The sequence below is a fragment of the Serinicoccus hydrothermalis genome, from assembly GCF_001685415.1.
Lineage (GTDB): Bacteria > Actinomycetota > Actinomycetes > Actinomycetales > Dermatophilaceae > Ornithinicoccus > Ornithinicoccus hydrothermalis.
The window spans coordinates 1467472-1481253 of the sequence record NZ_CP014989.1 but is presented as its reverse complement, the minus strand read 5'-3'; the positions used below and the strand labels follow the sequence as shown (position 1 = coordinate 1481253).

Below are 13782 nucleotides of genomic sequence, written 5' to 3'. Positions count from 1 at the left end.
CTCACCCCCGTCACCCGAGGTCTGCCCCCATGTCGCTCGCCCCGCTGCTCGCCGCCCTGCGCCCCCAGGCGCAGGTCTCCTCCGTGCTGGAGTCCGCCGCGGCCGGTATGCCCGCCCTGGAGGTCTCCGCCGCCCCCGGGCTGCACCCGAGCTTGGTGGCCCTGCTGGCCTCCGCCGAGGGCTCGGGCCCGGTCCTGGCGGTGACGGCGACCGGGCGGGAGGCGGACGACCTCGTGGGCATGCTCGGCGAGCTGCTCCCGCAGGGGCCGGACGTGGTCGCCGGCTTCCCGAGCTGGGAGACCCTGCCCCACGAGCGGCTCAGCCCGCGCTCCTACACCGTCGGGCACCGCCTGGCCACGCTGCGCCGGCTCGCCCACCCGGACCGCACCGGCGAGGACCCGCTCGCCGGGCCGGTGCAGGTCGTCGTCGCCAGCGTGCGCGCCCTGCTGCAGCCCCTCGTCCAGGGGCTCGGCGACCTCGTGCCGGTCCGGCTCGCCGCCGGCGACGAGCGCCCGCCGACCGAGGTGGTCGAGGCGCTGGCGGCCGCGGCATACACCCGGGTCGACATGGTCGAGCGCCGCGGCGAGTTCGCGGTGCGCGGCGGCATCCTCGACGTCTTCCCGCCCACCGAGGAGCACCCGGTGCGCGTCGAGTTCTGGGGCGACACCGTGGAGGAGGTGCGCTGGTTCAAGGTCGCCGACCAGCGCAGCCTGGAGATCGCCGGGCACGGGCTGTATGCCCCGCCGTGCCGCGAGGTGCTGCTCACCGACGCCGTGCGTGCGCGGGCCGCCGAGCTGGTGGACACCCTCCCCGGTGCGGGCGACCTGCTCGCCAAGATCGCCGAGGGCATCGCCGTCGAGGGCATGGAGTCGCTGGCGCCGGCCCTCGTGGACGGCATGGAGACCCTGGTCGACGTGCTGCCCGAGGCCGCGCGGGTCGTCGTGCTCGACCCCGAGCGGGTGCGGACCCGGGCGCACGACCTGGTGCGCACCAGCGAGGAGTTCATGCAGGCCGGGTGGGCCGCCGCCGCGGGCGGCGGGGCCGCCGTCCCCATCGACCTGCAGCAGCTGCTCGGCACGGCCTCGTCCTGGTCGTTGGCCGACATGCGCCGGCACGCCCTCGACGCCGGGGTGCCGTGGTGGAGCGTGTCCGCCTTCGCCGCGGACGAGTCCCTGGAGGAGTTCGTCGAGGGCGACGAGGCGGCCGCCGAGGACGAGGACGAGGGGACGGACCGGGTGCCCGTGGTGAGCGTGCCCTCGACCCCGGCGGCGGCATACCGCAGCGACGTCGACGCGCTGACCGCCGACCTGCGCGGCTGGCTGGAGCAGGGGCGACCGGTCGTGCTCGCGCTCGACGGGGCCGGGCTGGCGCGTCGCGTCGGCGAGGTGCTCGCCGAGCGGGAGGTGCCGAACCGCGTCCACGACGGGGCCGACGGGCTGCCGGAGACGGTCGACCCGCAGCGGGTGCTCGTGACGACCGGCCGCGTCGGGCGGGGCTTCGTGCTGGACGACGACGGGCTCGTGCTGCTCGGCGAGACCGACCTCACCGGCAACCAGGGTGCCGGCGGCAGCACCAAGGACATGCGGCGCATGCCCTCGCGCCGCCGCCAGCAGGTGGACCCGCTGCAGCTGCGCCCGGGCGACTTCGTCGTGCACGAGCAGCACGGCGTCGGGCGTTTCGTCGAGATGGCGCAGCGGCAGGTGCAGGGCGCGACCCGGGAGTACGTCGTGCTGGAGTACGCCGCCTCCAAGCGGGGCCAGCCCGGTGACCGGCTCTTCCTCCCGACCGACCAGCTGGACCAGCTGACGAAGTACGTCGGCGGCGAGGCCCCCACGCTGCACCGGCTCGGGGGCGCGGACTGGCAGAAGACCAAGTCGCGGGCGCGCCGGCACGTCAGGCAGATCGCCGCCGAGCTGATCCGCCTCTACTCGGCGCGGCAGGCGACGCAGGGGCACGCCTTCGGCCCGGACAGCCCCTGGCAGCGCGAGCTCGAGGACGCCTTCGCCTACGCCGAGACCCCGGACCAGCTGGTCTCGATCGACGAGGTCAAGGAGGACATGGAGAAGACCGTGCCCATGGACCGCCTCATCAGCGGTGACGTGGGCTACGGCAAGACCGAGATCGCGGTGCGCGCGGCCTTCAAGGCGATCCAGGACGGCAAGCAGGTCGCGGTCCTCGTGCCGACCACGCTGCTCGTGCAGCAGCACCTGCAGACCTTCGCCGAGCGGTATGCCCAGTTCCCCGTCGTGGTCAGGGCGCTGTCCCGCTTCCAGTCGGACAAGGAGGCGCGCGAGGTCATCGCGGGGATCGCGGACGGGTCGGTCGACCTCGTCATCGGCACCCACCGGCTGCTCGGCTCGACGGTGCGCTTCAAGGACCTCGGGCTGGTCATCATCGACGAGGAGCAGCGCTTCGGCGTCGAGCACAAGGAGCAGCTCAAGGCGCTGCGGACCAACGTCGACGTGCTGGCGATGTCGGCCACGCCCATCCCCCGCACCCTGGAGATGGCGATCACCGGCATCCGGGAGATGTCGACCCTGGCCACGCCGCCGGAGGAGCGGCACCCGGTGCTGACCTTCGTCGGCAGCTACGACGAGAAGCAGATCGCCGCGGCCATCCGCCGCGAGCTGCTGCGCGAGGGCCAGGTCTTCTTCGTGCACAACAAGGTCAGCTCGATCGAGAAGGTCGCCTCCCGCCTGCGCGACCTGGTGCCCGAGGCCCGGATCGAGACCGCGCACGGCCAGATGGGCGAGCACCGGCTGGAGCAGGTCGTCGTCGACTTCTGGGAGCGGCGCTTCGACGTGCTCGTGTGCACGACGATCGTCGAGACCGGGCTGGACATCTCCAACGCCAACACGCTCATCGTGGACCGGGCCGACGCCTTCGGCCTCTCCCAGCTGCACCAGCTGCGGGGCCGGGTGGGCCGTGGGCGGGAGCGCGCCTACGCCTACTTCCTCTACCCCCCGGAGAAGCCGCTCACCGAGACCGCGGTCGACCGGCTGCAGACCATCGCCGCCCACACCGACCTCGGTGCCGGCATGGCGGTCGCGATGAAGGACCTGGAGATCCGTGGCGCCGGCAACCTGCTCGGCGGCGAGCAGTCCGGGCACATCGAGGGGGTGGGCTTCGACCTCTACGTCCGGCTGGTCGGCGAGGCCGTCGCGGCCTTCAAGGGCGAGGGCAAGGAGGCGCCGCCGGAGGTCAAGATCGAGCTGCCCGTCGACGCCCACCTGCCGCACGACTACGTGCCGGGGGAGCGGCTGCGGCTCGAGGCATACCGCAAGCTGGCGCAGGTCGCCGAAGAGGCCGAGCTGGAGCAGATCCGGGAGGAGCTGGTGGACCGCTACGGCACGCCGCCGCCGCCCGTGGCCACGCTGCTCGAGGTGGCGCGGCTGCGGACCGTGGCGCGCGCCGCGGGCATCAGCGACATCGCGCTCCAGGGCAAGGTGGTGCGCTTCGCGCCGGTGGAGAACCTGAGGGAGAGCCAGCAGCTGCGCCTCACCCGGGTCTACAAGGGCACGATCATCAAGCCCGCCCTGCGCCAGATCCTCGTCCCCGCGCCGAAGACCGCCCCGGTCGGCGGCAAGCCGCTGCGGGACCAGGAGATCCTCGACTGGGCCTCCCAGCTCATCCACGCCGTCCTGCTCGACGACTTCGCGCCGGTCGGCGCCGGCTGAGCCCTCAACTCGCGGAACCTGTGCACGGAAGCCCAGCCCCAGGCATACCTGTGCACGCCACCCCAGTCACACCCGTACCTGAGCACGCTTATTCAGGCGGAGCGTAGGAAATAACCTGCGCTCCGCCTGAATAAGCGTGTTCAGGTCCGGCGGGGGCCCCGAGTCAGGGGGTGCCGGGACGGGGAGCGCCGGGATGGGGCAGCGGGTCCCGGGCAGCCGAAGCCCCGGGGTATGCGCTCAGTGGACGAAGGTCTCCAGCGTCGCGCCGAGGCGGGGGAGCGCCGCGACGACGTGCTCCTTGGCCTTGCCGCGGAAGGAGGAGTACACCTTGCCCAGCGGGTTGCCCTCGACCCGGGTGGCGGCGGAGTCGGCGACCGCGAGCAGCTCGTCGGCGACCTGGCCCGAGCGCGCCGGATCGGAGAGGTAGGTGCCGAAGGCGACGTCGCCCTTCGCGTCGTAGTGTGGGTCCAGCGAGCGGGCCATCCCGGGCAGGATCCGGTCGATGCCCTTGCGGACGTTGCTCTCGCTGGCCTTCTTCGCCCCCGCGAAGGCCGTCTTGAGCATCGTGCCGGAGATGCCCTTCTTCGTGGAGATCTCGGCGTCGGCCAGGACGAGGAGCGCGTCGACCACGCGGGGGCGGGTCGCCGGGTCCAGGAGGGCGGTGCTCAGGGTGCTCCTGCTCATGCGCCGAGCATGCCACGGGCCGGTGGCCCGCCGCACCGTGCGATGATGAGCGGCGTGAAGCGCGCATACACCTTCCCCTCCGCCGCCGCGGTCGCCGCGCTCGCCCTCTCCGGGTGCAGCGGGGTCGGGATGACCGAGGGCGTCGTCATCGAGGGCACGGGCTACTCCGTGTCCGAGGTCCAGGAGGCGGCCGAGCAGCTCAGCGAGGTCTCGCCCGAGCCGGTGGCCGTGGGGACCGTCATCTACCAGGCCGGGGTCGCGCCGCTGCTGACCCGCTACTTCAACGACACCAGCTACGAGGTCACCGAGGACGACGTGCGCCGCACGCTCTCCGAGGCCGGGCTCCAGGGGGAGGCCAGCGACCTGACGGTCCAGGCCGTCACCTTCCAGCAGTACGGCGCCGTGCTCGGCGACCAGGAGGCGCTGGCCGACGAGGAGCTCGCCCCGGTCATCGGCGAGCTGCAGACTCTCAGCCCGGAGGACATCGGCTCGCTCGAGGTGGAGGTCAACCCCCGCTTCGGGTCGTGGAGCGCGACCGGTGACGGTGTGCTGCCGCAGGTGCCCGAGTGGATCAGCCCGTCCGAGAGCTGAGCCTGCTGCTCACCTCTCCCCGGGTGGCGCCGGGGCTGCTCTCCGCCGCGGCCTGGCAGGCGCTGCGGTCGGCCGACCACGTGCTCGCCGCCGACCCGCAGGACCCCACGCCGCGCGCGCTGCTGGCCGCCGAGGTGCCCGTGCGGCCCGCCACGCCGTCGGCCACCCCGCAGGAGCGGGCCGCCGAGCTGCTCGCCCTGGACGGGATCGTCGTCTGGGTGGGCTCGCCCGACGGCGACCCGGGGCTGGCCGAGGCGCTCGCCGTGCAGCTGCCCGAGGAGGACCCGCCCACGCTGGAGCTGCTCGTCGGATCGTGGGACACGCCCGGTGCGCGGCTGCTCGACGCGGTCGCCGTCATGGACCGGCTGCGCTCGCCGGGCGGCTGTCCCTGGGACGCCGAGCAGACGCACGCCAGCCTTGTGCCCTATCTCGTCGAGGAGGCGCACGAGGCCGCCGAGGTCCTGGACGAGCTCGACTCCGCCGGCGGGGACGCGCGGGAGCACGCGGTCGACGAGCTCGGCGACGTGCTGCTGCAGGTGCTCTTCCACGCCCGGGTCGGTGCCGAGCACGACGAGGAGCCCTTCGACGTCGACGACGTCGCCGCCGGGCTGGTCGCCAAGCTCGTCCGCCGGCACCCGCACGTCTTCGCCGACACCCAGGTCTCGGGCGCGGCGGACGTCGCGCGCAACTGGGACCAGATCAAGGCGCAGGAGCGGGCCGGTTCCGATGGGGCGCAGCGCGAACACCCGCTGGACGGCATCCCCAGGGGTATGCCCGCTCTCGCCCGCGCCGCCAAGGTCGCCTCCCGGCTCGGCCGGGCGGGCGAGGGGCAGTGGCTCGAGGAACAGGTGGCCGGGCTCGAGGCCGCCGGCGACCCCGGTGCGTCGCTGCTCCGCGCGGTCCTGGAGCTGCGCGCGCAGGACGTGGACGCCGACCAGGCGCTGCGGCATACCCTCCGGTCGGTGGACACCGCCGCCCGCCAGCGCCGCTAGGCTGGCCGACGACACACCGCCAGCGCTGCCGGTCGACCCCCAGACGCCCCGCGAAAGGAGCGCACATGGCTGCCATCGATGCCATCATCGCCCGCGAGATCCTCGACTCCCGAGGCAACCCCACCGTCGAGGTGGAGGTCGGCCTGGACGACGGCACCGTCGCCCGTGCCGCCGTCCCCTCCGGTGCCTCGACCGGTGCCTTCGAGGCGGTGGAGCGGCGCGACGGTGATGCCAGCCGCTACCTCGGCAAGGGCGTCGAGAACGCCGTCGCCGCCGTCATGGACGACCTCGAGCCGCGGCTGCTGGGCTTCGACGCCTCCGAGCAGCGGCTCGTCGACACCGAGATGCTGGCCGCCGACGGCACCGACAACAAGGGCGAGATCGGCGCCAACGCCATCCTCGGCGTCTCGCTCGCCGTCGCCAAGGCGGCCGCGGACTCCGCCGGGCTGCCGCTCTTCCGCTACGTCGGCGGGCCCAACGCGCACCTCCTGCCGGTGCCGATGATGAACATCCTCAACGGCGGCTCGCACGCCGACTCCAACGTCGACATCCAGGAGTTCATGATCGCGCCGATCGGCGCGCCGAGCTTCCGCGAGGCGCTGCGCTGGGGCACCGAGGTCTACCACTCGCTCAAGGCGGTCCTCAAGGCGCGCAAGCTCAGCACCGGGCTGGGCGACGAGGGTGGCTTCGCACCCGACCTGGAGTCCAACCGCGCCGCGCTCGACCTCATCGTCGAGGCGATCAAGAAGGCCGGCTACACCCCCGGGTCCGACATCGCGCTCGCGCTGGACGTGGCCGCGAGCGAGTTCTGCGAGAAGGGGAAATACACCTTCGAGGGCAAGAAGCGCAAGGCCGCCGACATGGTGAAGTACTACGCCGACCTCGTCGACGCCTACCCGCTCGTGTCCATCGAGGACCCGCTGGACGAGGACGACTGGGAGGGCTGGAAGCAGATGACCGCCCAGCTCGGCGAGAAGGTCCAGCTCGTCGGCGACGACCTCTTCGTCACCAACCCCGAGCGGCTGCAGCGCGGCATCACCGAGGGCGCCGGCAACGCGCTGCTCGTCAAGGTCAACCAGATCGGCTCGCTCACCGAGACCCTGGACGCCGTCACCCTGGCCCAGAGCAACGGCTTCCGCTGCATGATGAGCCACCGCTCCGGCGAGACCGAGGACGTCACCATCGCCGACCTCGCGGTCGCCACCAACTGCGGCCAGATCAAGACCGGTGCCCCGGCGCGCTCGGAGCGCGTCGCGAAGTACAACCAGCTGCTGCGCATCGAGGAGGAGCTCGACGACGCGGCGGTGTATGCCGGCGCCGGCGCCTTCCCGCGCTTCCGCGGCTGAGCCTGCGGCTCGCACCGGACCTCTGAGCCCCGCGCATACCGGCCCGCCCCGCGCTTCCTCCCGGTTCCCCCGTCTGCACGCGGGGGGAGAGGCACGAAGCGCGGGGCGAGCGAGGTGGCGCGGCGGTGTTCCGGACCCCACCCGGCGCGGCGTCCGCCGCGCGGGGTGGCCCCCGGCATACCCTGGCCACATCCGTCACACCCCTCCCACCCGCACGCCCGAGGAGCACCCATGAGCACGGCCCGCGGTCCGCGCGACCGGCGCACCTCGCGCGCCGGCAGCAGGCCCACGGCCCCGGCCCGGCGCACCTCCTCGCGCCCCGGTGGCCGCTCGCGGGCGGCGAGCCTGCCCTCCGGGCGGCAGGCGCCGGTGCACGTGCGCCGGCTCATCACCCTCGGGGTGCTCCTCGTCGTCATGGCCCTCGTCGTGGCCCCGGCGCTGTCCGGCTTCCTGCGCCAGCGCGCGGACATCAGCGCCCTCAAGCAGGAGATCGCGGACGAGCAGGACGAGATCGCCGGCCTGGAGACCGAGCTGGAGCGCTGGGAGGACGACGACTACGTCGAGCAGCAGGCCCGTGAGCGGCTGCGTTTCGTCAAGGAGGGCGAGACCGCCTTCACGGTCATCGACGACACCGGGAGCGACTACACTGAGACGCTGCCAGGAATGGCCCCGGTGAGCGACGACGTGATTGCCGACAGCCCGTGGTACGGCCAGGTGTGGGAATCCGTGAAGATCGCGAACGAGGGGCTCCCCGAAACCACGGAGCCGTGAGCAGCGGCTCCGCCAGAGAAGGACATGAGCGAACTCGACCGCACCACGCTGGACGAGACCCCCTCCGAGGAGGATCTCGAGGTCATCCGGCGCCAGCTCGGACGTGAACCCCGCGGGGTCGTGGCCATCGTGCACCGGTGCCCCTGCGGCTGCCCGACCGTCATCCGCACCGAGCCCCGGCTGCCGGACGGCACCCCCTTTCCGACCAGCTTCTACGCCACCTGCCCCCGGCTCACCGGAGCCATCTCGACCCTCGAGAGCGAGGGCCTGATGAAGGACATGTCGCGGCGGCTGGCGGAGGACCAGAGCCTGCGCTGGGAGTATGCCCAGGCGCACGACGACTACCTGCGTCGCCGCGAGGAGCTGGCCCACGTGCCCGAGATCGCGGGCATCAGCGCCGGCGGTATGCCCAACCGGGTCAAGTGCCTGCACGTGCTCGTGGCGCACAGCCTCGCGGCCGGGCCCGGGGTGAACCCGCTGGGCGACGAGGCCATCGCCGCGCTGCCGACCTGGTGGGAGGGTGGCTGCTGCACCGGCGTCTCCGCCACCGAGGACGAGCGGTGCGACAGCTGCCCCAAGCACCACCCGCTGCCCGAGCCCGAGGAGGGCCGGGCCGAGGGTGGTGGCGAGGCCGAGGACGCCGCGCCCCGCGGGCGCGAGGACGGGTCCGCCGCATGACGCGCGTGGGTGCCGTCGACTGCGGCACCAACTCGATCCGGTTGCTCGTCGCCGACCTCGAGACGGGCCCCGACGGGCCGGTGCTGCGCGAGGTCGCCCGGGAGATGCAGATCGTCCGGCTCGGCCAGGGCATCGACGCCACCGGCAGGATCAGCGACGCCGCGATGCAGCGCACCCTCGCCGCCGCCGAGGGGTATGCCGCCCAGTGCCGCGAGGCGGGCTGCGAGCGGGTCCGCTTCGTCGCGACGTCCGCCTCCCGCGACGCCTCGAACGCCGGGGACTTCGTCGCCGGTGTCCAGCAGGCCTTCGCCGGCTTCGACGTCACCCCCGAGGTGGTGAGCGGGGACGAGGAGGCGGCGCTCTCCTTCGCCGGTGCCACCGGCCCGCTGCGCGAGGAGGGCGCCCCGGGGCCCTACCTCGTCGTCGACATCGGTGGCGGGTCCACCGAGTTCGTGCTCGGTGACGACGCGGGCACCGGCGTCGCCGCCGCGCGCTCGGTGGACATCGGCTGCGTCCGGATGACCGAGCGGCACCTCGCGGACGACCCGCCGAGCGAGGACCAGGTGTGGGGGGCGCTGTCCGACATCGTCCGGGCCGTCGACGACGTCGCCGCCACGGTCGACCTCACCGGTGTCGGCACCCTGGTCGGGCTGGCCGGCTCGGTGACGACGGTGACGGCGCACGCGTTGGACCTCCCGGCATACCGGCGCGAGGAGATCCACGGCGCCGAGCTTCCGGTCGAGCGGGTGGTCGACGCCTGCACCGACCTGCTCCTGAGCCCGCGCTCGCGGCGGCGCGAGCTGCCCTTCATGCACGAGGGGCGGGTCGACGTCATCGGCGCCGGCGCCCTCGTGTGGCGCACCGTGGTCCAGCGGGTGGCGCACGACTCCGGGCTGACGACGGTGCGTGCCTCCGAGACCGACATCCTCGACGGGATCGCCCTCTCCCAGGCCTGATCGTCCACAGCCGGTGTGGACGACCCGGGGGACAAGCTGTGCACAAACCCCCGCGTCCTGGGGAGGACACGCCGACCGTGCGGGACACGCCGACGGACTTCGTCCGACCCCTTGCGCGGCCCCCGGCGAGGGCGTAGACATCTACCTACGCCGCCCGCGAGGGCAGCGGGATCCGCTCGCAGGAGCGGTCCACCTCGGGGCCTCGCCCCGGGGATCTGGTGGCCTCGCCACCACGTCCGGCCCGGTGACGGGGCCGGCGGGACCGCCTTCGGTGCTCGGGTCGACCGGGAACGTCACACCTCCCCGGTCATCTGTCGGACCTGGTCGCTCACCTCGGTGACGTCCGGTCCTGACTCAGGACGTCCGTCCTCGTGGCGGCTCGTCCGAGGGGTCCTCGGCACTCATACTGCTGAGGGCCCCTCATCCATGTGCCCGCGGATCCGTGCCGCTAGAGGCGCGCGATCACCTCGTCGAGCATGGGCTCGGTGAGGCGGCCGGTGAAGGTGTTCTGCTGGCTGACGTGGTAGCTGCCCAGCAGCCGCACCTGGCGGCCCGCGCCGGTCGTCAGCAGCGCCTGCGCGCCGTGGCCGAAGCGCGGCTTGGGGCGCGGCACCTGCCAGCCGAGGTCGCGGGCCGCGGCGAGGAAGGCGTCCCACCCGATGCCTCCCAGGGCGAGGACCGAGCGCAGGGTCGGCTCGGCCAGGGTGAGCTCGCGCTGCAGCCACATCCCGCAGGTATGCCGCTCGGCCGGCGTCGGCGCGTTGTCCGGCGGGGCGCAGTGCACGGCGGCGGTGATCCGGACGGTGTGCAGTGTGAGGCCGTCGCCGGCGTGCGTCGAGGAGGCCTGGCTCGCGTAGCCCGCCCGGTGGAGCGCCGCGTAGATCCAGTCGCCGGACCGGTCGCCGGTGAAGATCCGGCCGGTCCGGTTGGCGCCGTGCGCGGCGGGGGCGAGGCCCACGATCAGGATCTGCGGGTGCGGGTCGCCGAACCCGGCGGCGGGCCGTCCCCAGTAGGGCTGGTCCGCGTAGGCGGCCCGCCGGGTGCGGGCGACATCCTCGCGCCAGCGCACCAGCCGTGGGCAGGCCGCGCACACGCTCACCCGGGCGTCGAGCGTCGCCAGGTCGCGGGCCCCGGCGGCCAGCCGCCGGACCCCGGCCTCCGAGCGGGCGGTGCGGGTGCCCGCCGGCGCGGGGTCCTGCGGCCAGCCCGTCCCGGGCGGCGCCGGGGAGTGGAAGGGCTCCCCGGTGACGGGGTGCGGGTCGGTGTGCACGCGCATACCCCCCAGTGTGACGCGCCGGCGCCCGCAGGACTGTATGCCGTCGGCACGGCCTGCTGCGATGAGTGCCCCCGGCGGGACTCGAACCCGCACTGCGCCCATTTTAAGTGGGCTGCCTCTGCCGATTGGGCTACGGGGGCGGGCTGGTGCGGCCGGTCCGGGCCGCTCAGTCGTCGGCGCCGGTCCAGAGTAAGGCGCGCGCCACGAGGGCGTACTGGCCCTTGGGGTGGGCCCGGAAGAGCGGTTCGCTGCCGAAGAGCACCGCGCGCGAGCCCTCGCCCTCGGCGCTGACGACGAGGGGCTGTCCCGCGCCGGCGTCCGGGCCGCCCTCCCCGGCGGGCGTGGCGCGCCAGTGGCCGCTCACCAGCGGGTGCTCGGCGAGGCGCTGGTCCACCCGGACGTCCTCCCCGAGGTCGGTGAACCAGACCGGGGAGTAGACGAAGGTGTCCGGTGTGGCCCCCGAGCTGACGGGGCTGCCCTCGGCGTTGTCCACCCGCACCACGCCGTTGGCGTCGCCGCGGCCGCGGACGGGCGTCGCCTCGATGACGCCGAGCTCGGTGGCCAAGCTGGTGCCGGCGACCCCGCGGCCGACGAGACCGCCCCCGTCGGCCACGAAGTCCTGCAGCTCGGCGCGGGCGTCGTCGTCCAGGTCGTCCCAGGCCAGCCCGGCCGAGACGTAGAGCGCGTCGAGGTCGGACAGGTCCATGCCGTCGTTGAGCGCGTCGACGCTCACCTCGCGCGCCACGAGGCCCATCTCGCCGAAGGCCCAGCGCTCCTCGGCGCTCCCGGCCACGCCGACCAGGCGGGCCGTGGTCTCCAGCGGCTCCCCGGACGCGCGCCGCGGAGCGGGGTCGAGCTCGACGCCGAACCGCCGGACCACGTTGCCCGCCGCCCAGGGATAGCCCCGCGGCACGAGCACCCGGCCGTCGTCGAGCAGCTCCAGCGGTATGCCCTGCTCCAGCAGCAGGCTCACGGCCTGCACGTCGGCGGGGTCGGCCATCGGCAGCGTCCACCCGGTGCGGCTGCGGGGGAGCGAGGTGTCGAGGTCGGCCTCGTCGACGACCCGGCCCCGGATCCGCAGCGGGTCGTCCTCGGGCACGGTGACGACGTCGGCACCCCAGAGCAGCGCGTGGCTCCAGCCGGAGATGTCGTACATCGCGTCCACCCGGTCGGAGATGTCGGTGCCGCGGCCGAGCAGGGTGTTGGCCATGCCCCGCTTGGCCTGGTGCATGTCGACGACGAAGCTCCCGGCCGGGTAGGTGCGGCCGGACAGCGTGGCGCGGCGGGTCAGCCGGGTCACCTCGACGTCGTTGGCGACGAGGTGCTCCACGAGCCGGGCGGTCGCCGGCGCGGAGCGCTGCTGGTCCCCGACCGGGATGACGTAGGCGCGCGGGTAGGTCGTGGTGTAGACGTCCTCGGGCCCGATGACGCCGCCGAAGAGCCCCTCCTCGACCGGGGTCTGGGGCTCACCGGCCTCGCCGCGGCGGAAGATCTCGATCTGGTCGGCGAGGAGGTCCTCGCGGTGGGACGCGGCATACCGGAGCGTCGCGGTGACCGCGGCGTGCGCGATGTCGGTGTTGATCGCCGAGCGACGGCGCAGCTCCTCCACCGGGAGGTCGTAGGAGGAGTTGTTGACGCGCAGCGGGATCTCGACGGTGTGCGCGACGGCGCCGTGGAGCGCGGCGTACTGCGGGGTGAAGATCGGCGGCCAGTCGTCCCAGCCCTCGTCCCAGTCGCGCAGCGGTACCTGCACCGGCTCGACCCCGTCGCTCTCGTCGTAGCCGAGGCCGTTGATGGCCTCCTCCATCGCGAGGCCGTTGGGGTAGGCGTGCTTGATGAAGAGGTCGTACTCGTAGTTCTCCCCGTGCGGCGGCGTCGTCGGCTCCACCAGGGTCCCGTTGACGTAGCCGTGCAGGTCGAGCATGAGCGCCGGCTGGGTCGCGACGAGCGCGTCGCGGACCGCGACCGTCTCCGGCTGGGTGGCGGTGACGAAGTCGCGGTTGAGGTCGAAGCCGGCGCTGTTGCGGCGGGTGTTGTCGTGCCGGCCGTCGGGGTTCATCGTCACGACGAGGTGGATGCGCGAGCGCTCGAGGAGCTCTTCCACCTCGGGGTCCTCGCTGGTCGCGTAGTCCTCCACGAGCCGCAGGGCCGCGTCGGTGCCCTCGAACTCGTTGCCGTGGATGTTGGCGTTGACGAAGACCGGGAGCTTGTAGCGCCGCTGCACCTGCCGGTCCCGCGCGGCCCGGGCCGGGTCCTCGGTGATGAGGTCGCGCAGCCGCTGCTGCTGCCGTGCCTGGCCCCGGCTCTCCGGCGCGGTGAGCGTGACGAGCACGAGGTCGCGGTCGCCGGCGGTCGTCCCGATGACCTCGGCGGAGACCCGGTCCGAGCCCTCCATCGCGGCGTTGAGCCGCCGCGAGACGTCGTGGTATGCCGTGAGCCCGAGCTTGATCGCGGCGTCGTCCTCGTCGACCGGCGGCTCGGGCAGGGGCTCCTGCCGGGGGTAGGCCCCACCGTCGCCGGGGTGGGCTGCGAGGGGAGTGGCGGTGACGTCGGGGGAGGGGGCGGCGCCCGAGGTCGCGGGCACACCAACGAGGCCGGCGGTCAGGGCCAGGGTCAGGGTGCCGGTGAGCGCACGGGTGCCGGGGCGGCGCGGCATACCTCTCCTCGGGACGGGGGACGCCAGGATAGCCCCCGGCGGTGACAGGGGCCAGATCGTGACGCAGGCCTCACGACGACCGGAATCCTTCTGTCGGCCTGCACGTTTATGCTGGTGACACCTGACATCGCGGTCGCTCGACCGCGGTGCCGCAC

The 13782-nt window shown here is 73.7% G+C and carries 10 protein-coding genes and 1 tRNA gene; 7 read left to right on the top strand and 4 right to left on the bottom strand.

Annotation, left to right across the window (positions count from 1 at the left end; all coding sequences use genetic code 11):
• The first annotated feature begins 29 nt into the window (after positions 1-29).
• A complete protein-coding gene (gene mfd, locus SGUI_RS06780) occupies positions 30-3677 on the top strand; it encodes a transcription-repair coupling factor (RefSeq protein ID WP_066637939.1) in 3648 nt (1215 codons plus the stop codon).
• A gap of 237 nt (positions 3678-3914) precedes the next feature.
• On the opposite strand, the gene SGUI_RS06775 is transcribed toward mfd, so the two are convergent.
• Positions 3915-4361 (bottom strand): DUF6918 family protein, encoded by a 447-nt coding sequence (locus SGUI_RS06775; protein ID WP_066637934.1) that lies wholly within the window; start codon positions 4359-4361, stop codon positions 3915-3917.
• A gap of 54 nt (positions 4362-4415) precedes the next feature.
• Between SGUI_RS06775 and SGUI_RS06770 the strand changes: the two genes are divergently transcribed.
• The 6 genes from SGUI_RS06770 to SGUI_RS06745 all read left to right on the top strand — a co-directional run bounded on the left by SGUI_RS06770 (position 4416) and on the right by SGUI_RS06745 (position 9695).
• A complete protein-coding gene (locus SGUI_RS06770) occupies positions 4416-4952 on the top strand; it encodes a hypothetical protein (protein ID WP_066637931.1) in 537 nt (178 codons plus the stop codon).
• Positions 4928-5944, top strand: coding sequence for a nucleoside triphosphate pyrophosphohydrolase (locus tag SGUI_RS06765; protein WP_066637927.1), 1017 nt, complete (start codon positions 4928-4930; stop codon positions 5942-5944). Before SGUI_RS06770 ends, SGUI_RS06765 begins: the two co-directional genes overlap by 25 nt.
• 65 nt (positions 5945-6009) lie before the next feature.
• Positions 6010-7290: a phosphopyruvate hydratase gene (eno, locus tag SGUI_RS06760; protein WP_066637924.1), complete on the top strand. Its 1281-nt coding sequence runs from the start codon at positions 6010-6012 to the stop codon at positions 7288-7290.
• A 231-nt stretch (positions 7291-7521) separates the two neighbouring features.
• A complete protein-coding gene (locus tag SGUI_RS06755; protein ID WP_066637921.1) occupies positions 7522-8061 on the top strand; it encodes an FtsB family cell division protein in 540 nt (179 codons plus the stop codon).
• 24 nt (positions 8062-8085) lie between these two features.
• Complete coding sequence (locus SGUI_RS06750; protein ID WP_066637918.1) at positions 8086-8739, top strand: DUF501 domain-containing protein; 654 nt, start codon at positions 8086-8088, stop codon at positions 8737-8739.
• Positions 8736-9695, top strand: coding sequence for a Ppx/GppA phosphatase family protein (locus tag SGUI_RS06745; RefSeq protein ID WP_066637915.1), 960 nt, complete (start codon positions 8736-8738; stop codon positions 9693-9695). The genes SGUI_RS06750 and SGUI_RS06745 overlap by 4 nt, the downstream gene beginning before the upstream one ends.
• A 448-nt stretch (positions 9696-10143) precedes the next feature.
• On the opposite strand, the gene SGUI_RS06740 is transcribed toward SGUI_RS06745, so the two are convergent.
• The 3 genes from SGUI_RS06740 to SGUI_RS06730 form a co-directional block, all read right to left on the bottom strand.
• Entirely contained in the window at positions 10144-10971 is an 828-nt protein-coding gene (locus SGUI_RS06740; protein ID WP_066637913.1) for a uracil-DNA glycosylase, read from the bottom strand.
• A gap of 66 nt (positions 10972-11037) precedes the next feature.
• A tRNA-Leu gene (locus SGUI_RS06735) sits at positions 11038-11111 on the bottom strand.
• Positions 11112-11137: 26 nt separating this feature from the next.
• On the bottom strand, positions 11138-13627 hold the full coding sequence (locus SGUI_RS06730; RefSeq protein ID WP_066637909.1) for a M14 family zinc carboxypeptidase: 2490 nt from the start codon (positions 13625-13627) through the stop codon (positions 11138-11140).
• Positions 13628-13782: the final 155 nt, after the last annotated feature.

Excerpts from the sequence above, each read along its gene's own strand:
- SGUI_RS06750 (WP_066637918.1), top strand. The coding sequence starts at position 8,086 with ATGAGCGAACTCGACCGCACCACGCTGGACGAGACCCCCTCCGAGGAG.
- SGUI_RS06745 (WP_066637915.1), top strand. The coding sequence starts at position 8,736 with ATGACGCGCGTGGGTGCCGTCGACTGCGGCACCAACTCGATCCGGTTG.
- SGUI_RS06775 (WP_066637934.1), bottom strand. The coding sequence starts at position 4,361 with ATGAGCAGGAGCACCCTGAGCACCGCCCTCCTGGACCCGGCGACCCGC.
- eno (WP_066637924.1), top strand. The coding sequence starts at position 6,010 with ATGGCTGCCATCGATGCCATCATCGCCCGCGAGATCCTCGACTCCCGA.
- SGUI_RS06740 (WP_066637913.1), bottom strand. The coding sequence starts at position 10,971 with ATGCGCGTGCACACCGACCCGCACCCCGTCACCGGGGAGCCCTTCCAC.
- mfd (WP_066637939.1), top strand. The coding sequence starts at position 30 with ATGTCGCTCGCCCCGCTGCTCGCCGCCCTGCGCCCCCAGGCGCAGGTC.
- SGUI_RS06755 (WP_066637921.1), top strand. The coding sequence starts at position 7,522 with ATGAGCACGGCCCGCGGTCCGCGCGACCGGCGCACCTCGCGCGCCGGC.
- SGUI_RS06730 (WP_066637909.1), bottom strand. The coding sequence starts at position 13,627 with ATGCCGCGCCGCCCCGGCACCCGTGCGCTCACCGGCACCCTGACCCTG.